This is a genomic window from Citrobacter sp. Cpo061 (genome assembly GCF_030332845.1).
Lineage (GTDB): Bacteria > Pseudomonadota > Gammaproteobacteria > Enterobacterales > Enterobacteriaceae > Citrobacter > Citrobacter portucalensis.
In genome coordinates, this window is record NZ_JAOWHB010000013.1 from 68,931 (window position 1) to 93,310 (window position 24,380).

23 protein-coding genes are annotated in these 24,380 nt (G+C 52.7%); 5 read left to right on the top strand and 18 right to left on the bottom strand.

Features of this window, described 5'->3' with window-relative positions; translation table 11 throughout:
- Positions 1–41: 41 nt before the first annotated feature.
- From OGX97_RS00915 to soxR, 4 genes are all read right to left on the bottom strand, one after another.
- The gene (locus OGX97_RS00915) at positions 42–533 is read right to left on the bottom strand and encodes an REP-associated tyrosine transposase (RefSeq protein WP_235125819.1); all 492 of its coding nucleotides are present in this window, start codon (positions 531–533) and stop codon (positions 42–44) included.
- 383 nt (positions 534–916) lie between these two features.
- A complete protein-coding gene (locus tag OGX97_RS00920; protein ID WP_003826634.1) occupies positions 917–2,563 on the bottom strand; it encodes a Na+/H+ antiporter in 1,647 nt (548 codons plus the stop codon).
- Between the two features lie 157 nt (positions 2,564–2,720).
- Complete coding sequence (ghxP, locus tag OGX97_RS00925; protein ID WP_003826632.1) at positions 2,721–4,070, bottom strand: guanine/hypoxanthine transporter GhxP; 1,350 nt, start codon at positions 4,068–4,070, stop codon at positions 2,721–2,723.
- Positions 4,071–4,678: 608 nt separating this feature from the next.
- On the bottom strand, positions 4,679–5,137 hold the full coding sequence (gene soxR / locus OGX97_RS00930) for a redox-sensitive transcriptional activator SoxR (RefSeq protein WP_003826630.1): 459 nt from the start codon (positions 5,135–5,137) through the stop codon (positions 4,679–4,681).
- 86 nt (positions 5,138–5,223) lie between these two features.
- Between soxR and soxS the strand changes: the two genes are divergently transcribed.
- Positions 5,224–5,547 (top strand): superoxide response transcriptional regulator SoxS, encoded by a 324-nt coding sequence (gene soxS, locus OGX97_RS00935; RefSeq protein WP_003031731.1) that lies wholly within the window; start codon positions 5,224–5,226, stop codon positions 5,545–5,547.
- A 2-nt stretch (positions 5,548–5,549) separates the two neighbouring features.
- On the opposite strand, the gene OGX97_RS00940 is transcribed toward soxS, so the two are convergent.
- Positions 5,550–7,136 carry an EAL domain-containing protein gene (locus tag OGX97_RS00940; RefSeq protein ID WP_008786928.1) on the bottom strand — a complete coding sequence of 529 codons (1,587 nt, stop codon included), beginning with the start codon at positions 7,134–7,136 and terminating at the stop codon, positions 5,550–5,552.
- 552 nt (positions 7,137–7,688) lie between these two features.
- On the opposite strand from OGX97_RS00940, the gene OGX97_RS00945 reads away from it, so the two are divergent.
- Positions 7,689–7,970 (top strand): YjcB family protein, encoded by a 282-nt coding sequence (locus OGX97_RS00945; RefSeq protein ID WP_003826625.1) that lies wholly within the window; start codon positions 7,689–7,691, stop codon positions 7,968–7,970.
- 66 nt (positions 7,971–8,036) lie between these two features.
- On the opposite strand, the gene ssb1 is transcribed toward OGX97_RS00945, so the two are convergent.
- Positions 8,037–8,552, bottom strand: a complete 516-nt coding sequence (ssb1, locus tag OGX97_RS00950; protein WP_235125821.1) for a single-stranded DNA-binding protein SSB1 — start codon at positions 8,550–8,552, stop codon at positions 8,037–8,039.
- A 251-nt stretch (positions 8,553–8,803) separates the two neighbouring features.
- On the opposite strand from ssb1, the gene uvrA reads away from it, so the two are divergent.
- A complete protein-coding gene (gene uvrA, locus OGX97_RS00955) occupies positions 8,804–11,626 on the top strand; it encodes an excinuclease ABC subunit UvrA (protein ID WP_003826619.1) in 2,823 nt (940 codons plus the stop codon).
- Positions 11,627–12,098: 472 nt separating this feature from the next.
- Here the strand turns inward: uvrA and OGX97_RS00960 are convergent, their stop codons facing one another.
- The 5 genes from OGX97_RS00960 to dnaB form a co-directional block, all read right to left on the bottom strand.
- Positions 12,099–12,455: an MmcQ/YjbR family DNA-binding protein gene (locus tag OGX97_RS00960; RefSeq protein ID WP_008786927.1), complete on the bottom strand. Its 357-nt coding sequence runs from the start codon at positions 12,453–12,455 to the stop codon at positions 12,099–12,101.
- A gap of 127 nt (positions 12,456–12,582) precedes the next feature.
- Complete coding sequence (gene aphA / locus OGX97_RS00965) at positions 12,583–13,296, bottom strand: acid phosphatase AphA (protein WP_286591771.1); 714 nt, start codon at positions 13,294–13,296, stop codon at positions 12,583–12,585.
- A 184-nt stretch (positions 13,297–13,480) separates the two neighbouring features.
- Positions 13,481–14,674 carry an aromatic amino acid transaminase gene (gene tyrB, locus OGX97_RS00970; protein ID WP_279851018.1) on the bottom strand — a complete coding sequence of 398 codons (1,194 nt, stop codon included), beginning with the start codon at positions 14,672–14,674 and terminating at the stop codon, positions 13,481–13,483.
- Between the two features lie 128 nt (positions 14,675–14,802).
- On the bottom strand, positions 14,803–15,882 hold the full coding sequence (alr, locus tag OGX97_RS00975) for an alanine racemase (protein WP_008786925.1): 1,080 nt from the start codon (positions 15,880–15,882) through the stop codon (positions 14,803–14,805).
- Positions 15,883–16,096: 214 nt separating this feature from the next.
- Complete coding sequence (dnaB, locus tag OGX97_RS00980) at positions 16,097–17,512, bottom strand: replicative DNA helicase (protein ID WP_003826610.1); 1,416 nt, start codon at positions 17,510–17,512, stop codon at positions 16,097–16,099.
- Between the two features lie 64 nt (positions 17,513–17,576).
- Between dnaB and OGX97_RS00985 the strand changes: the two genes are divergently transcribed.
- The gene (locus OGX97_RS00985) at positions 17,577–18,560 is read left to right on the top strand and encodes a quinone oxidoreductase (RefSeq protein ID WP_008786924.1); all 984 of its coding nucleotides are present in this window, start codon (positions 17,577–17,579) and stop codon (positions 18,558–18,560) included.
- A 179-nt stretch (positions 18,561–18,739) separates the two neighbouring features.
- Here the strand turns inward: OGX97_RS00985 and pspG are convergent, their stop codons facing one another.
- The 3 genes from pspG to OGX97_RS01000 form a co-directional block, all read right to left on the bottom strand.
- Positions 18,740–18,982, bottom strand: coding sequence for an envelope stress response protein PspG (gene pspG / locus OGX97_RS00990; protein WP_003031713.1), 243 nt, complete (start codon positions 18,980–18,982; stop codon positions 18,740–18,742).
- 133 nt (positions 18,983–19,115) lie between these two features.
- Positions 19,116–20,114, bottom strand: a complete 999-nt coding sequence (dusA, locus tag OGX97_RS00995; protein ID WP_235125834.1) for a tRNA dihydrouridine(20/20a) synthase DusA — start codon at positions 20,112–20,114, stop codon at positions 19,116–19,118.
- Between the two features lie 107 nt (positions 20,115–20,221).
- Positions 20,222–20,710, bottom strand: coding sequence for a cupin domain-containing protein (locus tag OGX97_RS01000; RefSeq protein WP_003031710.1), 489 nt, complete (start codon positions 20,708–20,710; stop codon positions 20,222–20,224).
- Positions 20,711–20,825: 115 nt separating this feature from the next.
- Here OGX97_RS01000 and zur point away from each other — a divergent pair, with 115 nt between their 5' ends.
- Positions 20,826–21,344 carry a zinc uptake transcriptional repressor Zur gene (zur, locus tag OGX97_RS01005; RefSeq protein WP_003031709.1) on the top strand — a complete coding sequence of 173 codons (519 nt, stop codon included), beginning with the start codon at positions 20,826–20,828 and terminating at the stop codon, positions 21,342–21,344.
- A 48-nt stretch (positions 21,345–21,392) separates the two neighbouring features.
- Here the strand turns inward: zur and OGX97_RS01010 are convergent, their stop codons facing one another.
- The 4 genes from OGX97_RS01010 to OGX97_RS01025 form a co-directional block, all read right to left on the bottom strand.
- The gene (locus OGX97_RS01010; protein ID WP_003031706.1) at positions 21,393–21,602 is read right to left on the bottom strand and encodes a CsbD family protein; all 210 of its coding nucleotides are present in this window, start codon (positions 21,600–21,602) and stop codon (positions 21,393–21,395) included.
- Between the two features lie 136 nt (positions 21,603–21,738).
- A complete protein-coding gene (dinF, locus tag OGX97_RS01015; protein ID WP_008786920.1) occupies positions 21,739–23,058 on the bottom strand; it encodes an MATE family efflux transporter DinF in 1,320 nt (439 codons plus the stop codon).
- A gap of 131 nt (positions 23,059–23,189) precedes the next feature.
- Positions 23,190–23,798, bottom strand: coding sequence for a transcriptional repressor LexA (lexA, locus tag OGX97_RS01020; RefSeq protein ID WP_003826596.1), 609 nt, complete (start codon positions 23,796–23,798; stop codon positions 23,190–23,192).
- 109 nt (positions 23,799–23,907) lie between these two features.
- Positions 23,908–24,276, bottom strand: coding sequence for a diacylglycerol kinase (locus OGX97_RS01025; RefSeq protein ID WP_003826594.1), 369 nt, complete (start codon positions 24,274–24,276; stop codon positions 23,908–23,910).
- Between the last annotated feature and the right edge of the window lie 104 nt (positions 24,277–24,380).

Here is a 24,380-nt window from a genome sequence, read left to right on the forward strand (position 1 = left end):
CATCGGTATGCCGGTGTTGTAGGCCTGATAAGCGTAGCGCATCAGGCACGTTCACCCGCATTAAAATCCATGATTTCACCTGCCCAATCTTGCGGGTACAAACCGTGCCTCACATCACGATGAAATGTTGAAAAAGGCCAGTCCTGTACCTGTTTTACCCAGCCGTGCTTCACAGGGTTAATGTAAATATAATCAACATGCTGGCGATAATCATGTTCATCACGGATGGTGTGCTCCCAAAAGCGAGATTGCCAGATATGTCGGGAAGACAATGAGTGGGTGAAATGCTTCTTAATTTCCCGCCAGCGAGAGGAATAATCCGCATCATTGCCAGGTAACGTCCACATGCAATGCATATGCTCGGGTAAAACGACCCACGCATTGATGCGAAAAGGCCTAACCTTTTTGACCGCAGCGATTGCACACCGAAGCGCGTGAATGTTGTCTGTCAGAAGGTGGCTTCGACGGTCCTGCAGATTTACCGTAAAAAACCAGGTTCCCCCATTGATGTAATTTCGTCGATAGTTGGACATGTTTCCCCCTTTCCTCAACCGTATGGAGAAAAGAGGGAATCGACAAGAGGGATGGATTCGTTCAGGAATGTCGCTCGCAAATTACACGATGAATAATTTCTTGCAGCCAGTTGCGCGGCATTTGGCCCACCCTTCGCCGGATGCGGCTAACGCCTTATCCGGCCTACATCGGTATGCCGGTCTTGTAGGCCTGATAAGCGTAGCGCATCAGGCACACCCTTCGCCGGATGCAGCTGACGCCCTATCCGGCCTACATCACTATTCCCGATCTTGTAGGCCTGATAAGCGTAGCGCATCAGGCACACCCTTCGCCGGATGCGGCTAACGCCTTATCCGGCCTGCATCGGTATGCCGGTCTTGTAGACCGCATCAGGCACTACCGTTTACTGATTCTCAATCAACAGCGCTTCCAGCAAATCCAGGTCGTGCAGTAGTTTTTGCAGCGTTTCATTGCTGATTTCACGCGTGGCGCGCAGGTGATAAAGCTCCGCGCGTTCTGAACGCAGCGCTGCCAGGCGGAAACGTCGTTCGAGGTTTTCTTCCTGCATCGAGCTTTCCACATCGTTGCGCCCGTCGGCGCGTCGGCGCAGGTTACCAATCACGCGTGAACTCACCTCGGTGAGCAACTGGTTATCGATGTTCTCTTCGGTGTCCGCGGCCAGTCGCTCCTCCATTTTCTGGATAGCGACAATCGCCACTTCTGCCGTGGCGGCGCGGGCGATACGTTCCTCTTTCTGCTGCTGCGAGTGGTCTGCCACTTCCAGATGTTGTAGCAGAATCGGCAGCATCACCACGCCGACAAACAGCGAGAACAGGATCACGCCTGCGGCAAGGAAGATCAGCTCATATCGCGCGGGGAAGCCGCTACCGTCCGGTAACAACAGTGGAATGGAGAGCACACCGGCGAGGGTAATGGCCCCGCGTACACCGGCAAAAGAGGCGATCATGATTTCACGCGTCGTCCAGGATCCAAACTCCATCGGTTTTTTCTTCAGGAAGCGCAGACTGAACTTTTTCATGGTCCACAGCCAGCCAAAACGCACCAGCATTAGCGCCACGTAAATCAGCACGACATCGGTAAACAGCATCCAGATTTCAACATTCGGATCGGCCTCGGCCGCCGCCAAAGAAGACTCCAGAATTCCCGGTAACTGTAGCCCTAACAGCAAGAAGACCATGCCGTTAAACACAAACTCCAGCATCGCCCAGGTACTGTTAGCACGTAAACGCATCGCCAGCGGCGCGCGGCGCATCACCCCGGAACGGGTGATCGTCATCCCGGCAGCGACCGCTGCGAGGATACCGGAAACGCCGATATGTTCCGCAATCAGGTAAGACGCAAACGGCAGCAGGAACAGCAGGACGATTTGCGTTGCCGGCTCGTCACCGCCCCAGCGGCTGAGGAAGCGCAGGGAGCGGCCGTACAGCCAACTGACGACAAAACCAGCCAGGATGCCGCCAATCGCCACTTTGAAGAACTCAAGCGTTGCGCCACCAACGGTGAATACCATTGTGCCCATCGCCACGGCGACGGCAAACTTCAGAGAGACCAGACCGGAGGCGTCGTTCATCAACGCTTCGCCCTGCAGGATACCCATGATTTTCTTCGGTATACGTCCCTCTCCCACAATGCCGGAAAGTGCGACGGCATCGGTTGGCGATAGCACAGCAGCCAGCGCAAAGGCTGGGATGAGAGGGATCCCCGGCACCAGCCAGTAAATCATAAATCCAATGCCGACCACCGTGACCAGCACCAGCGCCAACGCCAGGCCGAAAATCTCTCGCCCGTGCTCGAGAAACTCACGCGTTGGCGTCTTCCAGCCATCGGCAAAGAGCAGCGGCGGGATGAACAGAACCAGGAACAGCTCAGGATCGAATTCCACATGCAAACCAAACGTCGGCCACGCCAGCAAGGCGCCGATGGCGATCTGCATAAGGGGTAAAGGAAGTTGGAAGGGCAATACGCGAGTAAATACCCCCGACAGCGAGACCACAAGGGTCATGATGAGTATGGTGAAAAAGATTTCCATGCGTTCCCTGTTTGCGATGTTTCTTATGATTGCTAATGAGAGGCGTCGTGCCCCAATTCTATCTAATTGAGAGTAACGCAAAAGACAACGAGTGTGTTCTGAAAATGAAAACGGGCGGCCAAAGCCACCCGTTTTTAGGATCGTCAGGAAATCAGAATCAGATAGCCCAACCGCCGGCGTAGAAGGCCACCAGCGCGATGGCGATCACCACGGTGCCGATATTCAGTTTGCGCCATTCACCAGAAACGATGCGGCCAATTACCAGGGTAGCAAAGCCAATCATGATGCCGGTAACGATGTTACAGGTCAGCACGATAAATACGGCCGTAACCAGTCCAGCCATTGCGTCGACAAAGTCAGCGAAATCGATTTTCGCGACGTTGCTCAGCATCAACAGACCCACATACATCAGCGCAGGTGCCGTTGCGTACACAGGAACAAGATAAGAGAGCGGAGAGAGGAACAGGATCAGCAGGAACAGTACGCCAACGGTGATCGCTGTCAGGCCAGTTTTACCGCCTGCCGCCGTACCCGCTGCAGATTCAATGTAAACCGCCGCCGGAGCTGCACCCACCAGACCAGAGAACACGCTGCTCAGGGAGTCAGTGGTCAGCGCTTTGCCACCGTCGATAATCTGTCCGTCTTTATCCAGCAGATTCGCCTGTCCGGCTACCGCGCGGATGGTTCCGGTTGCATCGAAGACAGCGGTCATGACCAGCGCCAGCACGCTCGGCAGGACAATCGGGTTCAGTGCACCCATGATATCCAGGCTGCCGATCAGCGAGTTGCCGTTTTCATCACTCAGAGACGGCATGGCAAAAATGCCGGAGAAATGCACGGCCGGGTCGAAAATCAGACCAACCACGGAAATACCGATAATGGTCAGCAGAATGCCACCCGGTACTTTCAGTTTTTCGAGGCCAATAATCACCGCCAGACCAATTAACGACATAATGACCGGGAAGGTATCGAAGTCACCCAGCGCAACCGGCAGGCCGTCCAGCGGGTTCTTAATTACCAGACCGACACCGTTTGCCGCAATCAGCAGCAGGAACAGGCCGATACCAATCCCCGTACCATGCGCAACGCCCTGCGGCAGATTGCGCAGGATCCAGCTACGGATACCGGTCGCGGAAATGATGGTAAACAGGACACCCATCAGGAACACCGCACCCAGCGCAACGGGCACGCTAATATGTTGGCCCAGCACCAGGCTGAATGCGGTAAATGCGGTCAGAGAAATGGCGCAACCAATTGCCAGCGGCAGGTTTGCCCACAGGCCCATCACAATAGAACCGACGCCCGCGACCAGACAGGTCGCCACAAATACAGCAGCAGGTGGGAACCCGGCTTTACCCAGCATCCCCGGAACCACGATAACGGAGTAGACCATGGCCAGGAAGGTCGTTAATCCGGCAACGACTTCCTGACGAACGGTACTGCCGCGGAGCGAAATTTTAAACCAGGCGTCGAGTGAACCGCCGGTACGCGCTGAAGGCGTAGACATAGAAAACATCCCCTGAGAGTTTATTTTTTCGTCATTATGCGTGCTGGACAATCCACTGCCTGCTAAACGTTTTCTCCATGTGCCAGGTTTGCGTCAATAGGGGTGTCGCAAAAAAGCAAACGTTTAGCTCCGCGCATAAAAAACGGGTGGTAAAAAAAAGCAAACGATTATCCAGCGATCATACGCTGGTTTTCAACTGAACTTTGCCGCTTTTTACTCATTTCTTCTTATAACGCGCAAGAAATAACCAGTCGATGCGCAAACGTTATCGTCAATGCGCAATTTGGCAACAAATTTCGCGGAGTTATTACAACATCGGCGTGTTTATTTCGCGCAACTCGCGCAAGAAAACAGGTGAAGATGCGTAAAATTTTTTGGCTAAAAAATCACCATTTCACTGGCAAATGGAGGGAGGTGGCTTACACTTACATTATCAACACAGGCCGGAACCTCCCCTAATGTGCTCGACTGAGGGGTGTTGATGTCGGGGGAAACCCTCCCGTGAACCAGCGGGATAGAGTGAAAGACAAAGACCGGAACCAAACTAAAGCGCCCTCTGTGGCGCTTTAGTTTTATACCCTTCATACCCGTCACATATTTTAAACCAATTAATCATCTTCCAGCAGGCGCGCTCCGGTCCCCTGCTCGCCAAGCTGATCGCCTGGGTTACGCAACGGGCAATCGCTGCGTGACAAGCATCCGCAACCAATACACCCATCCAGCTCATCGCGTAGCGCCACCAAAGTATGGATGCGTCGGTCCAGTTCTTCACGCCATTGCGAAGAGAGCTGCTTCCACTCTTTGGCACTAAGCGAATGCCCCTCAGGTAATACACCTAACGCGTCACCGATCGTGGCCAGCGGGATCCCGATGCGTTGAGCAATCTTAATTATCGCGACGTAACGCAACACATCACGTTTGTATCGCCGCTGATTGCCGCTGTTGCGCATGCTACTGATTAACCCTTTGCTTTCATAGAAATGCAGGGTCGATACCGCCACGCCGCTACGTTTGGCGACTTCACCTGGTGTGAGCAGCGCTTTTATCCGGGGTAATTTCTTTTCCATAAATCGCTTTACCTCAAGTTAACTTGAGGAATTATACTCGCCCACAGACAAAACGACGAATCGAATACTGAGAAAGAGGCAGCCCTATGTCCCATCAGCAGATTATTCAGACCCTTATTGAATGGATTGATGAACATATCGATCAACCGCTGAACATTGAGGCGGTGGCGAAAAAATCAGGTTACTCGAAGTGGTATTTACAAAGAATGTTCCGCACGGTGACGCGCCAGACCTTGGGTGACTACATCCGCCAGCGTCGACTTTTGCTGGCCGCCGTTGAACTACGGACAACTGAGCGACCTATTTTTGATATCGCGATGGATCTTGGTTATGTGTCGCAACAAACCTTCTCGCGTGTGTTTCGCCGCGAATTTGATCGTACTCCCAGCGACTACCGCCATCGTCTGTAATATTATTGCCCGCTCTGCGTCAGTATGGCGGGCGACCGTTGTATCCAGTGCATGAACTCCTGCGGCGGCAGCGCCTTCGCAAAATACCAGCCCTGACAATACTGTACGCCGCGTTCAAGCAGCCATTCGATTTGCTCCTTCGTTTCCACACCTTCCGCAATCGTCTTCAGGTGTAAGCTTTGTGCCATCTCAATAATATGTTCGGCAATCAAGTGACTGGTGCTGTTAGTGGATAACGTGCTAATAAACGATTTGTCGATCTTCAGGATATCGACATTCAGCGCTGACAAATTATGCAGATTGGAATATCCCGTGCCAAAATCATCAAATGCCACTTCATAACCCGCCTTGCGGAACGCCTGGATTACGGGGGTCATTTTATGTACATCTATGAACCCACGCTCGGTCACTTCGACTTTAATTTGCTGGGCCGCCACGGAGTACTCACGATTTTTGTCGTTAATCAGAGCAATCAATCGGGATGAATGAAAGTCAGAAGCGGAAAGGTTAATCGATATAGAAAGCTGAGGATGCGCCGAAAGAAAATACCCCAAATCGTTGAACACCTCTTCAACGACATAATCCGTGATCCGCTCAATCATTCCCTCTTTTTCAGCCAGCGGAATAAACTCCGTCGGGCTCATCACCTCACCTTTACAGCCCGGCCAGCGCAGCAGAGCTTCAGCACCAACACATTGCCCATTCTTAATATCAATAATCGGCTGGTAATGCAGGCAAAGCTGACGTTTTTTGATCGCGCGTTTTAGCAAACGCCGAGGGGATAAGTATTCCTGGCGCGTGCGCCACCACATTAGCAATATCAGGATGCTGCAGATAATCCCGAAGGGGATGGTTAATACCGCCTCGTGATAGAAAATCTGACTTACGCGGTTGTCTGAGGTCGACACAATAATCGCAATTGGACGTTTTTCTGAATGCACGATGGTGTAGAAGCGATCGTCTTGTTGAAAGGTCGAGGCTTCACCGCGTATGAGCGGCGCGAATTGCGCAATATTTGCCGCTTCGCTGGCAGAGAAAAACGTATCTGTTACTGTGTCATACACGCCCCAGGAGAGATCCGGATCATCTGACATGACTTCGCTGTAGGACAATGGATTGATGACTGCGACGTAGTTCCCGCGTTGCATGTACGTCATTCTGTAGCCAGCGAAAAAAGGGGTATCGCGGTAGTAATAGATGGCGATATCCGGCGTACGTTTATAATCGGCTGTCGGCATAATATAAGTAACAGGCGGCGCCATCGACGTAGAGCACAAAAAGTGATCGCCCTGCGCATAAATTAGCTCACTGATATATAAACGACCGCGAATAATATTTAGCATACTTTTCTGATGTGCCGGGGTACACATCTTACCCTGATACAACTGGGCCATATCACGCGCCAAATCAGCTTGTAGGATCACCAATTCTGTTTTATTTAACACCAGTTGAGCAAAAGAGCGGAGTTGGCTATGGGTTTCGGTCATCGCCCGGATGTGCGCAAACCATATCGCCAGCACCACGGGGAACAATACCACCATGAATGTTCCTAGGAACTTCAGCATCTTGCGTCGCGCACTGTGATTCATGTCAGCCCTATTTCCCTGTTTCGTATATGCCAGAACCCATCAAGGCAGGATGCTATAAACACCGACTGATTAAGTTGCATGAATCTATCAGTATTAGCAACAGACTTCTCTATGTAAAAGTCTGATAATAGTTGATGATGATATTATTTTTCCGTAAGGCAAACTTAAAGTTATGCTTATTTCATAACGTTATTATCCCCACGGAGTAATTTTTTATGAGCATTATCCTGGCTGCATTTAAGAAATTCATTAATTTTTTTTAACGTTTAATTTAGGATAAATATAACAAGCAGACTAAATGCATGTTTAAAACATGGTTATTTATTATCAACTCTTCATTAAACAAAACCACACACTTGAAGTGGTTATAAGCCTACAAAAATAACGGCCAATACTGGTGAACAAACGACCAGATGTGATATAGTTCACAAAAATCATGTAACAGAAACAATATTTCATTCATGTTATTGCCCGTCGATAGCCAGAGTATCACACCCTCGGTGAACACCCCCGCGCTGTCCTGGGCATCCAGACTTTCTGAGGACGTTTTTCATGGCGACAATAACAACTGGCGTGGTTCTTCTGCGGTGGCAACTACTCAGCGCGGTGCTGATGTTTTTAGCCAGTACGCTCAATATCCGTTTTCGTAAATCAGATTATATTGGCCTGGCCGTCATTAGCAGCGGTTTAGGGCTGGTTTTTGCCTGCTGGTTTGCGACTGGATTGCTCGGCATAACCCTGGTGGATATGTCCGCTATCTGGAAGAACATTGAAACCGTAATGGTTGACGTGATGAGCCACACACCGCCAGATTGGCCGATGGTGTTGAACTGATAACAAAATTGCATATGGCTACCCCAGTCTTGAGGTAGCCATTATTTTCAGCGTAACGCAGTGGGATTAGAACGGAATATCGTCGTCGAAATCCATCGGCGGCTCGTTAGACGGCGCTGACTGTTGCGGACGAGACTGCGCGCCGCCGCTGAACTGGTTGCCACCCTGCGGCTGCTGAGGTTGACCCCAACCGCCCTGCTGCTGACCGCCACCTGCCGGAGCACCACCACCCTGACGACCACCCAGCATTTGCATGGTGCCGCCAACGTTAACCACAACTTCTGTGGTGTACTTTTCTACACCGGACTGATCGGTCCATTTGCGGGTACGCAGCTGACCTTCGATATAGACCTGAGAACCTTTACGCAGATATTCGCTGGCCACTTCCGCCAGTTTGCCAAACAACACAACACGGTGCCATTCAGTCTGCTCTTTCATTTCACCGGTCGCTTTATCACGCCAGGATTCGGAAGTAGCCAGCGTAATGTTGGCAACTGCGCCACCATTCGGCATATAGCGTACTTCCGGGTCCTGGCCCAGATTACCGACGAGAATCACCTTGTTTACGCCTCTGCTGGCCATGATCGTGTCTCCTGAAAAACGTTACTGAATAAGTGTAAGCGCGGGATTGTAGCATTTCCAATAGCGCTTTTACTACGTTGCGAAGTTGATTCCAGTAAACAACTCCAGCCAGACATTGTTGCACAGACGTCTGCGTTTTGCATTCCAATACTGTATATCCATTCAGGTCAGGTTGTGTCATAATTAACCGTTTGTGATCGCCGGTAGCACCATGCAGCCAGGCAAAAAAGCGTTTAATCCGGGAAAGATGAATGGATAAGATCGAAGTTCGGGGCGCCCGCACCCATAATCTCAAAAACATCAACCTCGTCATCCCGCGCGACAAGCTGATTGTCGTCACCGGGCTTTCGGGCTCAGGCAAATCTTCGCTCGCTTTCGACACCTTATATGCCGAAGGGCAGCGTCGTTACGTTGAATCCCTTTCCGCGTACGCGCGTCAATTTCTGTCGCTGATGGAAAAACCGGACGTCGACCACATTGAGGGGCTCTCTCCTGCCATCTCAATTGAACAAAAATCGACGTCCCATAACCCGCGATCCACGGTAGGTACAATTACCGAAATTCACGACTATCTGCGTCTGCTGTTTGCCCGCGTTGGCGAGCCGCGCTGTCCGGATCACGACGTCCCCCTGGCAGCGCAGACCGTAAGCCAGATGGTGGATAACGTCCTGTCGCAGCCGGAAGGTAAGCGTCTGATGCTGCTGGCGCCGGTGATCAAAGAGCGTAAAGGCGAGCACACCAAAACGCTGGAAAACCTGGCAGGCCAGGGCTATATCCGCGCCCGTATCGACGGTGAAGTCTGTGACCTTTCCGATCCGCCCAAGCTTGAGCTGCAAAAGAAACACACCATTGAAGTGGTGATTGACCGCTTTAAAGTCCGTGACGATCTCACCCAACGACTGGCGGAATCCTTTGAAACCGCGCTGGAACTGTCCGGCGGTACGGCGGTCGTTGCCGATATGGACGACCCGAAAGCGGAGGAGCTGCTGTTCTCCGCCAACTTCGCCTGCCCTATCTGCGGCTATAGCATGCGCGAACTGGAACCGCGGCTGTTCTCGTTTAACAACCCGGCGGGCGCGTGTCCAACCTGTGACGGTCTCGGCGTGCAGCAATATTTCGATCCTGATCGGGTGATCCAAAACCCGGAACTGTCGCTGGCCGGTGGTGCTATCCGCGGTTGGGATCGCCGTAACTTCTATTACTTCCAGATGCTTAAGTCTCTGGCGGAACACTATAAATTCGACGTTGAAGCCCCGTGGGCCAGCCTGAACCCTGCTGTGCATAAAGTGGTACTGTACGGTTCCGGTAAAGAGAATATCGAATTTAAATACATGAACGATCGCGGTGATACGTCCGTACGTCGCCATCCGTTCGAAGGCGTATTGCACAATATGGAGCGCCGCTATAAAGAGACGGAATCCAGCGCTGTACGTGAAGAATTAGCCAAGTTCATCAGTAACCGTCCTTGCGCCAGCTGTGAAGGGACGCGTTTACGCCGGGAAGCCCGTCACGTATTTGTTGAAAATACGCCGCTGCCTGCGATTTCTGACATGAGCATCGGTCATGCAATGGATTTCTTCAACAATCTGAAGCTTGCGGGTCAGCGGGCGAAGATTGCCGAGAAAATTCTTAAAGAGATTGGCGATCGTCTGAAGTTCCTGGTCAACGTCGGCCTCAACTACCTGACGCTATCGCGTTCAGCAGAAACACTCTCCGGTGGTGAGGCCCAGCGTATTCGCCTGGCAAGCCAGATCGGCGCGGGTCTGGTCGGTGTAATGTACGTACTGGATGAGCCGTCTATTGGCCTGCACCAGCGCGATAACGAACGTCTGCTGGGTACGCTTATCCACCTGCGTAATCTGGGTAATACCGTTATTGTGGTCGAGCACGATGAAGACGCGATTCGCGCCGCTGACCACGTTATCGATATCGGCCCGGGCGCGGGTGTTCACGGCGGTCAGGTCGTCGCCGAAGGGACGCTCGACGACATCATGGCAGTGCCTGAGTCGCTGACCGGCCAGTACATGAGCGGTAAACGCAAGATTGAAGTGCCTAAACAGCGCGTTGCGGCTGACCCAGAGAAAGTGCTGAAGCTCACCGGCGCACGCGGTAACAACCTGAAAGATGTCACCCTGACGCTGCCGGTAGGTTTATTTACCTGCATTACCGGTGTTTCCGGTTCGGGTAAATCGACGCTGATTAACGACACACTGTTCCCGATTGCACAGACGGCGCTAAACGGTGCGACGCTGGCTGAACCTGCGCCGTATCGCGACGTTCAAGGCCTGGAGCATTTCGACAAAGTGATCGACATTGACCAAAGCCCGATTGGCCGTACGCCGCGCTCTAACCCGGCAACCTACACCGGGGTGTTTACGCCAGTGCGCGAACTGTTTGCCGGTGTACCGGAGTCACGAGCACGCGGTTACACGCCGGGGCGTTTCAGCTTTAACGTCCGTGGCGGACGCTGTGAAGCCTGTCAGGGCGACGGCGTGATCAAAGTCGAAATGCACTTCCTGCCGGATATCTACGTGCCGTGCGATCAGTGCAAAGGCAAGCGCTATAACCGCGAAACGTTAGAAATTAAGTACAAAGGCAAGACTATCCACGAAGTGCTGGATATGACGATTGAAGAAGCACGTGAGTTCTTCGATGCCGTTCCGGCGCTGGCACGTAAGCTGCAAACGCTGATGGACGTTGGCCTGACGTACATTCGACTGGGTCAGTCCGCTACCACGCTCTCGGGCGGTGAAGCACAGCGCGTGAAGCTGGCGCGCGAACTGTCCAAACGCGGTACCGGGCAAACGCTGTATATTCTCGATGAGCCGACCACCGGTCTGCATTTTGCGGATATTCAGCAACTGTTGGACGTGCTGCATCAACTCCGGGATCAGGGCAACACCATCGTGGTGATTGAGCACAATCTGGACGTGATTAAGACCGCAGACTGGATTGTCGATCTCGGTCCGGAAGGCGGTAGCGGCGGCGGCGAAATCCTTGTCTCCGGCACACCAGAAACGGTCGCTGAGTGTGAAGCCTCACACACGGCCCGCTTCCTCAAACCGCTGTTGTAATTACGCAACACTTGTCTGGCCTACAGAATATGCATAAAGCTTGTAGGCCGGATAAGACGCATTCGGCAACCGTTGTGCCTGATAGCGCTGCGCTTATCAGGCCTACGAAACTACAGACCAGGCATAAAGCCTGTAGGGCGGATAAGGCACTTGCGCCGCATCCGGCTACCGTTGTGCCTGATGGCGCTGCGCTTATCAGGCCTACGAAACTACAGACCAGATATAAAGCCTGTAGGCCGGATAAGGCGCTTGCGCCGCATCCGGCAACCGTTGTGCCTGATGGCGCTGCGCTTATCAGCGCCTACGAAACTACAGACCAGGCATAAAGCCTGTAGGGCGGATAAGGCACTTGCGCCGCATCCGGCAACCGTTGTGCCTGATGGCGCTGCGCTTATCAGGCCTACGAAACTACAGATCAGGTATAAAGCCTGTAGGCCGGATAAGGCGCTTGCGCCGCATCCGGCGAACCGGATCAGGGCTGCGTCAGTATCCGGCGTTTATCTTCCGGCAACGTGTTCACAGCCTGCTGATAAGAGGCGTCGACCAGATAATAAATCTGTGAATCCGGCAGCGAGCCGTCCAGATACACCGTACTCCAGTGCGCCTTATTGAGATGCCTGCTTGGCCGAACATCGCTATGCTGCTGGCGCAACAGTTCTGCCAGTTCAGGGCTGGTTTTCAGAGACACCGCCGGGCGTTCTTCCACCTCTTTTACCATGGCAAAAAGCACATCTTCGACTTTGATTTGCGTGGCCTTCCAGTCACTGTGAACGCTCTGCTCCGCGCCCGTTTTTGCCATGCAGTATTGCAGCAACTCCGAATTCGTCATCTTTATTCCCCTTACCAGCATATTGCCTCATGAGAACATCTTTTATTCAGTGTGCAGCAAGTCCGCAAAAGGTAAAAGCCAGCAATGTAAATTTGTTTAAAAAAACAGCAATCCTCAGCCAGAGTCCTCAATATTCCGAGTTGACAATCACCTCTTCACCAAACGCACCGGCCTGTGGCAGCGGCTTATAAGTGGAGTTAGAGGCGCGCAAAATGCGAATACCGCGAATACCCACGTCGCGAGCGGCGGTAATGTCATTATCGGAGTCACCGTAGAACATGCGGATATTTTTATCCTGCAGCCACTGCGTTTTGGTGTTCTGACCCGGCTTGTCGCCGGCAAAAATGACCGGATTCATATTTCCAGCTGGGATGTGAAAGTTATCAGACAACGTTTTCGACACCGTTTCAGTCTTCGTCTGGCTACGCCCGGTCACGAAAAAGATGCTGTCACCGCGACGCACGTGCATATCAATCAGTTGGCGCGCGACTTCTTTTGGAATACTAAACTCGTCCCAGCCATTGTTCATTTTTTCCCAGAAGGCCGGAATCTTCAGGTAATCCTCACTGTCAGGAGAATACGTTTTTTTACCGCGCCAGAAGCCAGGGCTGGAAAAGAGGACGGTGTCATCAATATCAAACCCGACGGCCATCGGTGGACGTCCGGTCAGACTGTTTTCAATTTGTGCCACGGAGACCCAGTGAATGGGTGCCTGCTCAGCGAGTTTTGCAACGTTAGTGCCTGGATTGAGCTGAGAGGGAGAAGAAACGAGTGCCTGGGCTGGCTGATTTAGCGTGAACAATAAACAAACGGCACTCAGTGCCAACGTAAACTTGCGCATATTTTTCCCTAAGTAGTCAGTTAGTTATCATTTTTTTATTAACAACTGGTCAAAAAACTATCTGACCTTACCCCTTAGGGGAAGGGAAAGGAAGGATTTTCTCTGGTTTTGTCCTGGAAAAGGAGCACGATCACATTGGAAAACAGGCCTGATGGCGCGACGCTTATCAGGCCTGCAAAGTCGATTACATGACGGCGGCAAATGCCTTCGCCACGCGCTGCACGTTACCGTGATTCAACCCGGCCACGCACATGCGACCGCTGGCGATCAGGTATACACCGAACTCATCGCGCAGACGATCAACCTGGGCTGCGCTAAGCCCGGTATAGCTGAACATCCCGCGCTGTTGCAGCAGGTAGTCAAAGTTACGGCCTGAGATCTCCGTATTCAATACGTTAACCAACTCCTGGCGCATCGCCAGAATGCGGGTACGCATCTCTTCAACTTCCGCCAGCCAACTGGCTTTCAGCGCGTCATCACCCAGTACCGCGGCAACTACCTGCGCACCAAAGTTTGGCGGGCTGGAGTAGTTCCGACGCACCGTCGCTTTTAGCTGCCCCAGAACGCGACTGGCGGCTTCAGCATCTTCACATACCACTGACAGTCCACCGACACGCTCGCCGTATAAGGAGAAAATCTTCGAGAATGAGTTACTGACCAGAGCAGGCAATCCGGCGCTGGCAATGGCGCGAATCGCATAGGCATCGTCTTCCATTCCGCCGCCGAAACCCTGGTAAGCAATATCCAGGAACGGGATCAGATCGCGTGCTTTCAGGATCTCAATAACGCTATCCCACTGCGTAGGCCTTAAATCCGCCCCTGTCGGGTTATGGCAGCACGGATGTAGCAGCACGATGCTGCGCGCCGGTAGGGTATTCAGCGTTGCCAGCAGGTCGTTGAAACGCACACCGTTGGTCGTGTCGTCATACCATGGGTAAGTGCTTACTTCGAATCCGGCACCTTCAAAAATCGCGATATGGTTTTCCCAGGTCGGATCGCTGACCCACACGCCAGAATCAGGGAAATAACGTTTCAGGAAGTCTGCGCCAACCTTTAACGCACCAGAGCCGCCCAGCGTCTGAATGGTTGCGACGCGCTGCTGCTGGAGAACCGGATGTTCTGCGCCAAATAGCAGCGGCGCAATAGTATGACGATACGTGTTCAGACCTTCCATCGGCAGATACAGCGAAGCGCCATGCGGTTTGGCATTGAGGCGGGCTTCCGCTTCCGCCACAGCTTTAAGCTGAGGAATAATGCCGTCTTCGTTGTAATACAGGCCGATGCTGAGATTCACTTTGTCGCTACGTGAATCTTCTTTGAAGCGCTCCATGAGCGATAAGATCGGGTCGCCGGCGTGGGCGTCAACTTTTTGAAACACGTGTGGTTCTCCGGGTTTACAGGCAGGGGTTACGAACACAATAAACCGGAAGTGGGAGAAGATCGAGAGGATGTTGAGAGGAATATTGCCGGAAGGCGGCGTAACCACCTGTCCGGCACATCATGCTGCTAATCGATATACTTCATCGCTACCCTTGAGGTCAGGCGCGTAATAAGTTCGTAAGCACTTACTTTCGTCATTTCAGCAATGCGTTCAACGGGCAAGCCCTCGCCCCACAGAATCACCGAATCGCCGGCTTTATCCTGCGCTTCGGGGCCTAAATCGACGCAGATCATATCCATCGCAACGCGACCGACGATTGGCACTTCACGGCCATTGACCAGCACCGGTGTTCCAGACGGCGCCGCACGCGGGTAACCATCACCATACCCCATCGCCACCACGCCTAAACGCGTGTCGCGCTCGCTCTGCCAGGTACCGCCATAGCCGACCGGTTCGCCCGCTTTGTGCTCACGCACCGCAATCAGGCTGGAGGTTAGCGACATTACCGGCTGGCAGCCAAAATCAGCGCCGATAGAGTGGTTTTCCAGCGGTGATACACCGTACAGAATCAGCCCCGGACGCGCCCAGTCGAAGTGAGACTGCGGCCACAGCAAAATACCACCCGACGCGGCAATCGAACGCTGCCCCGGTTTGCCTTCACAAAAACTGTTGAAGATATCGAGCTGTTTTTCGGTCGCGCCACACTCAGGCTCATCCGCACGAGCAAAGTGGCTGACGATATTGACCGGCTGGCGCACGTTTTCACACTGTGTTAAGCGCTGATAAAACGCCTCGGCCTGCTCAGGGCGTACGCCCAGGCGATGCATACCGGTATCGAGCTTCATCCAGACGGTAACGGGTTCAGCCAGTTTAGCGGCTTCCAGAGCTTCGAGCTGCTCCTGGTTGTGGACGGCAGTATGCAGGCGCTGCGCGGAAATAGTCGGCAGATCGGAGGCATCAAAAAATCCCTCCAGCAGCAGGATGGGCTGCGTGATCCCTCCCGCTCGCAAGCGCAGGGCTTCTTCAAGACGAGCGACACCAAAAGCGTCCGCATCGGGGAGCGTTCGCGCGGTCTCTAACAGACCATGGCCGTAGGCGTTCGCTTTCACGACCGCAACCAGTTTGCTGGCTGGAGCCAGTTCACGCAGACGTTGCAGGTTGTGTCGCAGAGCGCGGCGGTTAATGACTACAGTTGCCGCTTGCATTTGTATTCCTTAATAAAAGAATTTCCTAAATCATTCGTGTTGCAGGACAAAAACGCTTTGGCGTTTTTGAACAGCGCCTGCGCTGGCCCCGAAGGGGCGAGGACGCAGTCCGAGTCACGCGACAAGCCAGAGAATCCCCGGGAGCTTAGTAAACTAAGTGACTGGGGTGAACGGGCGTAGTCAACGCATCTGCAGCATGAAGGATGACGGAGATTTATTCGTCGTCGTATTGTGGGCCCGCATAGTTATCGAAGCGCGACCACTGACCGTTAAACGTCAGGCGCACCGTACCGATCGGGCCGTTACGTTGCTTACCAATAATGATTTCTGCGATCCCTTTCAGGTCGCTGTTTTCGTGATAAACCTCATCACGATAGATAAACATGATTAAGTCGGCATCCTGCTCGATGGAGCCAGACTCACGCAGATCCGAGTTGACCGGACGCTTGTCGGCACGTTGTTCCAGAGAGCGGTTAAGCTGCGACAGCGCCACCACCGGTACATGCAGTTCTTTCGCTAACGCTTTCAGCGAGCGGGAAATTTCAGCAATTTCCAGCGTACGGTTGTCGGAAAGCGACGGCACGCGCATCAGCTGCAGGTAGTCGATCATGATAAGTCCGATACCGCCGTGTTCACGGGCGATACGACGGGCACGCGAACGCACTTCCGTTGGCGTCAGGCCGGAAGAGTCATCAATATAGATGTTTCGTTTCTCCAGCAAAATACCCATTGTTCCGGAAATTCGCGCCCAGTCCTCATCATCCAGTTGACCGGTACGGATTTTAGTTTGGTCTACGCGTGAGAGCGAGGCCAGGGAACGCATCATGATCTGTTCTGAGGGCATTTCAAGACTAAAGATAAGAACCGGCTTATCTTGCAACATCGCCGCATTTTCGACGAGGTTCATTGCAAATGTCGTTTTACCCATCGACGGACGCGCGGCGACGATAATTAAGTCTGACGGCTGCAAGCCAGCCGTCTTTTTATTGAGGTCGTCATAACCGGTGTTCACCCCGGTGACGCCGTCGTGCGGTTGCTGGAACAGCTGCTCGATACGCGCGACGGTGGCGTCGAGCACATCCGTAATATTTTTCGGGCCTTCGTCTTTATTAGCGCGGCTTTCCGCGATTTTAAAGACACGGGATTCTGCAAGGTCCAACAGATCTTCACTGGAGCGCCCTTGCGGATCAAAACCGGCTTCCGCGATTTCGTTCGCAACTGAAATCATGTCACGAACAACGGCGCGTTCGCGGACGATATCCGCATAAGCGCTAATGTTCGCCGCACTTGGCGTGTTTTTAGACAACTCAGCCAGGTAAGCAAAACCGCCGACGCTGTCCAGTTGTCCCTGAACTTCCAGCGACTCTGCCAGTGTGATCAGATCGATGGGTTTTCCCATCTCCTGCAGGCGATGCATTTCCGTGAAGATATGCCGGTGCGGACGGGTATAAAAATCTTCCGCCACCACACGCTCGGCGACATCGTCCCAGCGTTCGTTATCCAGCATTAAACCGCCCAACACCGACTGTTCCGCTTCAATCGAGTGCGGCGGTACTTTCAGCCCGGCGACCTGGGGATCGCGCTCACGAGCATCAGTCTGTTGTTTGTTGAAGGGTTTATTTCCTGCCATAGTGAATGGAGTTACCGAGATAATGATTGGGTCGAAAGATTACCACATTTCTTTTGGAGGAAGCATGGCAACACGTATTGAATTTCACAAGCATGGTGGCCCTGATGTACTCAAGGCGGTGGAGTTTACGCCCGTAGACCCGGCGGAAAACGAAATCCAGGTCGAGAACAAAGCGATTGGGATCAACTATATCGACACCTACATCCGCAGTGGTCTTTATCCACCGCCTTCCCTGCCCAGCGGGCTGGGTACCGAAGCCGCCGGCGTAGTCAGCAAAGTTGGCAGCAAAGTGACACACATTAAAGCTGGCGATCGCGTGGTGTACGCCCAGTCTGCTCTTGGCGCCTACAGCTCAGTGCATAACGTTCCGGCCGATAAAGCCGCCATCCTGCCTAACGCTATCTCGTTTGAACAAGCTGCCGCCTCGTTTCTTAAAGGGCTAACCGTTTTTTATCTGTTACGTAAAACCTATGAAATTCAACCTGATGAGCCGTTTTTGTTCCATGCGGCTGCGGGCGGCGTCGGCATGATTGCCTGCCAGTGGGCAAAAGCATTGGGTGCGAAGCTGATTGGTACCGTCGGCAGTGCGCAAAAAGCGCAAATTGCGCTGCAGGCTGGCGCATGGCAGGTCATTAACTATCGTGAAGAGAGCATTGTTGAGCGAGTGAAAGAGGTAACTGGCGGTAAAAAAGTGCGGGTGGTGTATGACTCAGTGGGGAAAGATACCTGGGAAGCCTCGCTGGATTGTTTGCAGCGCCGGGGACTAATGGTCAGCTTTGGTAATGCTTCCGGGCCGGTTACTGGCGTGAACTTAGGCATTCTGAACCAGAAAGGTTCGCTATACGTGACCCGTCCTTCTCTACAGGGTTACATCACCAATCACCGCGAATTAACCGAAGCCAGCAATGAGCTTTTCTCGCTGATTGCCAGCGGAGTGATCAAAGTGGATGTCGCGCCTGGTCAAACGTTCGCACTGCACGATGCACAGCGTGCTCATGAAGTACTGGAAAGCCGCGCCACGCAGGGATCGAGTTTGCTAATTCCTTAAGATGACGGGGAAAGAAAGAATTAGGGCTTCCCGCAGGAAGCCCTTTCTTTTTTTAGTTCGGCTGTATGTAGGGTACAGCTCGATGAATTCGTTAACCTGGCAATAGTGACAGATTTGATAATCAATTCCTATTTGGTTCTAAAGGCAATGTTGCAGGTTGTGACGTACCGCTCAATACCTTAGTAAAACCGGCGGTTATTGCGCTGATACTGTGGGACTTTTGGCGCTTTTATCGCCTTGATCACCCACACCACGGCAACAGCCAGTAGCAGCCAGGGCAACAGTTTAATCATCAAGGCAAATAGTCCGCCCAGAAACATCACGGCGGTGGCTACGACCAATGCAGCCAGAACGCCCAGCAAAGATACGCCGGTGACCATCAGCATGATAAAAAATCCAATCACAAAAAGTAGTTCCAGCATGGCTCTCTCCCGAAATGAAATTCTCTCCATTGCTTTACAAGAAACATGCCAAAAATAATGCGTTGATTTATAAAGAAAACGCCCCGCGACAAAGCGCAGGGCGTGGTGAAATTAACTAACTTTTGGTGAAAACTTAACGCTTGTCTGCCACTAGCTTCAGCGCATGCTCCAGAACGTTAATATCTGCCCCGGCTTTATGTGCATTCTCGCTCAGATAGCGACGCCACTGACGGGCACCAGGGATGCCCTGAAACAGCCCCAACATATGGCGTGTCACATGTCCCAAATAGGTTCCCTTACTCAGTTCACGCTCAATATACGGGTACATGGCACGCACCACGGCGACTGGATCGGTATCTTCGGTGGTAGCTGCAAAAATCTCGCGGTCAACGGACGCCAGAATGCCTGGGTTTTGATACGCCTCACGCCCCACCATCACGCCATCCATATGTTGCAGATGAATTTTCCCTTCTTCCAACGATTTAATGCCGCCGTTGATCGACATCGTCAGATGCGGAAAATCACGCTTTAACTGATAAACACGGTCATAATCCAGCGGTGGAATTTCGCGGTTTTCTTTCGGGCTTAACCCGGACAGCCAGGCCTTGCGGGCGTGAATGATAAACATCTCACATTCGCCTTTGCCAGATACCGTGTTGATGAAATCGCAGAGGAATTCGTAGCTGTCCTGGTCATCAATGCCGATACGAGTTTTCACCGTTACCGGAATCGACACCACGTCGCGCATTGCTTTGACGCAATCGGCGACCAGTTGCGCATTCCCCATCAGGCAGGCGCCAAACATGCCATTCTGTACGCGGTCGGAAGGACAACCCACGTTGAGATTGATTTCGTCATAGCCCCGCTGTTCAGCGAGCTTTGCGCACTGCGCCAGCGCCGCAGGATCGCTCCCACCCAGTTGTAATGCGACCGGATGTTCTTCTTCGCTATACGCCAGATAATCGCCTTTACCATGAATGATTGCCCCAGTGGTTACCATCTCCGTATAGAGCAGCGTCTGGCTGGACAGTAAGCGCAAAAAGTAGCGGCAGTGTCTGTCCGTCCAGTCGAGCATCGGCGCGATAGAAAAACGATGAGCGGGAAAAGCGGTAGACTGAGATTCAGGCAGCATGGCGAATATTCAAGCATCCGGTTAAAAAAGGGGCGCTACTATAGCATAGACCGTTACGATAGTGAGCCACATCCTCGCGGCTCACTCCCCCTGACCCTAAACAAAAGCTATTTACGCCCCGGTTTTCCGTCGTGAGATCCAAAAAACTGCGGCGGATGGTCGACCCAGCGATCCTCACGTGTAGCGGCATAGACCGGGTTAAGCGGATAATAAATGCGGTTGTATTTTTTGTTCGCCTCACCCACGACTAACAGGCGCACCTCTTCACTGGTGTTATTGATAAAGGTATGGCACACGCCTGTACCTGCCGGGAAACCGACGCTGTCGCCCGGTTCCAGCTTCCATAAATACCCGTTAATCCAGGCCTCAGGATAACCTTCCAGCACGTAGATAAATTCTTCCTCATCGCTTTCGGCGTGCGGGTACGAGGTACGCCGACCCGGCGGCAGGCGTTCATGATGAATGCCGAGTCGTCCTAACCCCAACTTGCGGGCAAGCGGCGCGCCAATAGCAAATAGCTCATCGCTGTCAGGATAAGTGGAGTCATCAGCCCCCTCAACCTCACGCCAGTGGCGAATACAATCGGGTCTTTTCATGGTTATTTTCCAGTATTGCGATGCGTCAGGTATAGCACACCACGGTGGATCTCGGCGTTTTAAGCAGAACATGTTAAAGTAAGGGATTAACCTTCCACGCAAATCGAGGCGCCAAATGGACAAAACCACTACGCAAGAGTTATTGGCTCAAGCTGAAAAACTCTGCGCGCAACGCAACGTGCGGCTTACGCCACAACGCCTCGAAGTACTGCGCCTGATGAGCCTGCAGGAAGGTGCGATCAGCGCCTATGACCTGCTCGACCTGTTGCGGGAAACTGAGCCACAGGCTAAACCACCTACCGTCTATCGTGCGCTCGATTTTCTGCTGGAACAAGGTTTCGTGCACAAGGTGGAATCCACCAACAGCTATGTGCTTTGTCATCTGTTCGATCAGCCAACCCACAGTTCTGCAATGTTCATTTGCGACCGCTGTGGCGTGGTAAAAGAAGAGTGTGCGGAAGGCGTGGAAGACATTATGCATACGCTGGCGGCAAAAATGGGCTTTGCACTGCGGCATAACGTTATTGAAGCCCACGGGCTGTGTCCGGCCTGTGTAGAAGTTGAATCTTGCCGCCATCCTGGCGAGTGCCAGCATGACCATACGATTCAGGTGAAGAAGAAAGTTGGGCGCTAGGTAAGCGGGAGAGCGTACATCCTTGTACTCTCAGGAGGGAAGGATTAATTACCAGCGGTAATCATTACGTTTTTCCCAATCGTTAACTTCTTTCTCCGCCTGATCTTTCGCGTAACCGTAACGCTCCTGGACTTTACCGACCAGTTGGTCACGTTTACCTTCAATGACCGTCATATCATCATCGGTCAGTTTGCCCCATTGCTCTTTCACTTTACCTTTAAACTGCTTCCAGTTGCCGCCGACTTCGTCTTTATTCATCATCAAGTCCTCATCGTTAGGTTGTGAATAGCGAGAGTGCCATGCCCAGACACATGCTGTTTTTGCTGGACGTGAGAATAAGTGTAGTCAGTGATTCTGGATTTTATTTACTATTCGGAATTTTTAACCATCCCGCTCAGGCAAACCAGGTTCCATTACGCCAGTGACGTCGCCAGATAAAGGCCAGTGAAAGCCCGCGCAACGCCAGGAAAACGGTTAACGCCAACCACAAGCCATGGTTTCCCAGCCACGGCAAAGTCAGCAGCGTTAATGCGAATCCTGTGGCAGCAACGGCCATACTGTTGCGCATTTCTGCCGCGCGCGTCGCGCCAATAAACATTCCGTCGAGCAGATAACACCAGACACCCACCAGCGGTAACACCACCTGCCAGAAAAGATAGCGATCGGCCAGCTGTTGGATCTGCGACAGCGAGGTCAGCAGCGCAACAATCTGCTCGCCAAACAGGGCATAAACCAGCGAAAACAAAATAGCCACAATACCGGACTGTCGGCAGGCCGCCCGCCAGACGTCCAGCAACTGGCTACCGTCTCGCGCCCCATAGGCCTGGCCCGAATGCGCTTCCACGGCATAGGCAAATCCATCCAGCGCGTAGGCGGTAAAGGTTAACAGGGTCATCAGAACGGCATTAACCGCAATGATATCGCCTCCCAGACGCGCACCCAGCACCGTGATTGCGCCAAAACAGAGCTGCAGCAGTAGCGAGCGCAACATGATGTCACGGTTAAGCGCCAGCAAACGGCGGAAATTGCCACGCCACGCCTGCTTCAGCATTGCCAGCGAAATTCCGCGCATATGCAGGACTTTGCGCACCATCATCAGGCCGATCAGCAAGGTGGCATATTCAGCAATCACCGTTGCCAGTGCCGCACCTTGCACGTTCATATGCAGGCCCATCACCAGCCATATATCGAGCACAATGTTGAGAATATTACCGACAATCAACAAGATAACCGGCGCACGCGCATACTGAACGCCAAGCAGCCAGCCGAGCAGCACCAGATTCGCCAGCGAGGCGGGTGCGCTTAACCAACGAATTTCGAGGAAACGTCGGGCCTGCTCCAGTACCGCTTCACTTCCGCCAACAATGTGCAGAGCCAGATCGATAATCGGCGTACGAAACAGTGCGATAAGCAACCCCGCTCCCAGCGCCAGCATGAGCGGCTGCACCAGTGCGCGCGCCAGCGCCTGCGGATTTTTCGCACCAAATGCCTGGGCGGTAAGACCGGTGGTGCTCATGCGCAAAAAAAGCAGCAGCATAAAAAGAAAACTGGTTGCCGTAGCACCAACCGCAACACCGCCAAGATAGACCGGACTATCCAGATGACCAATCACCGCGGTATCCACCAGTCCCAGCAGGGGAACAGTGATATTGGAGAAGATCATCGGTAAGGCGAGGTGCCAGAGTGCTTTATCAGAAGAGGTAAAGAAAGGCATACAGGAGGGCCTGAGAAGAAGTTAGACGTACTGGATAATGTGATGCAGGCCCGGCAAGCGCAGCGCTACCGGGCACGTTGCCGGATGGCGACGTCATCGTCTTATCCGGCCTACAGGGATTCAACAGAAAATTACAGCCATTCACCGTTACGGATGACGCCTACTGCCAGCCCTTCAATAGTGAAGTTTTGTTCGCGCAGGTCGACAACGATAGGTTTGAATTCGCTGTTTTCTGGCAGGAGTTCAACCTTGTTTCCCTGCTTTTTCAGACGCTTAACCGTAACTTCGTCATCAATACGGGCAACAACAACCTGGCCGTTACGCACGTCCTGGGTTTTATGCACAGCGAGTAAGTCACCGTCCATAATCCCGATATCTTTCATCGACATACCGCTAACGCGCAGCAGAAAATCGGCGTTCGGTTTGAACAGTGAAGGATCGACCTGATAGTGGCCTTCAATGTGCTGCTGCGCCAGAAGTGGCTCACCGGCTGCCACGCGACCAACAAGCGGTAACCCTTCTTCTTCTTCCTGCAACAGTCGAATACCGCGCGATGCACCGGATACAATTTCCAGCACACCTTTACGCGCCAGCGCTTTCAGGTGTTCTTCAGCTGCGTTTGGGGAACGGAACCCCAAACGCTGCGCGATCTCCGCACGCGTCGGTGGCATACCTGTCTGGCTGATGTGATCTCTAATGAGATCAAACACCTCTTGTTGCCTGGCCGTTAACGCTTTCATTCCGCCCCCTGGGTGTATATACAGTTATGCTGTGAGTATATACAGCTAAAGGCGAATTTGGAACCGCAAACTGCACAAAAAACAGGAGATTTATGCAGTTGTGGAAGCCTTATCGCAAATGCGACCACAACAGGATGCCCCAGGTGATTAGAGCGACAAAAATAGACAGCAATACCGCAGCCGACCCCATATCTTTCGCCCGACCGGAAAGTTCGTGGTACTCAGAACCAATACGATCAACTACCGCTTCAATCGCACTGTTGAGGATTTCAACGATCATCACCAGCATCACAGAACCGATCAACAACACGCGGGTAATTGCATCAACATCCAGCCAGCAGGCGATGGCGACGCCCAGCAGGACGGCAACACTTTCCTGACGGAATGCCGCCTCATTAATCCATGCGGCGCGAAAACCTTTCCAGGAATAACCTGCAGCTTTGATAATTCGGGTGAATCCAGTGGTATTATTGGCCATCAAAAAGAACCTTTTTACATTATTAGCGTCAATGTCATTGTAACGTTACCCCGTTTGTTCAGGGTGTGGCAAAGCAGCGCGAAGTATGACCGGATACCACAGAA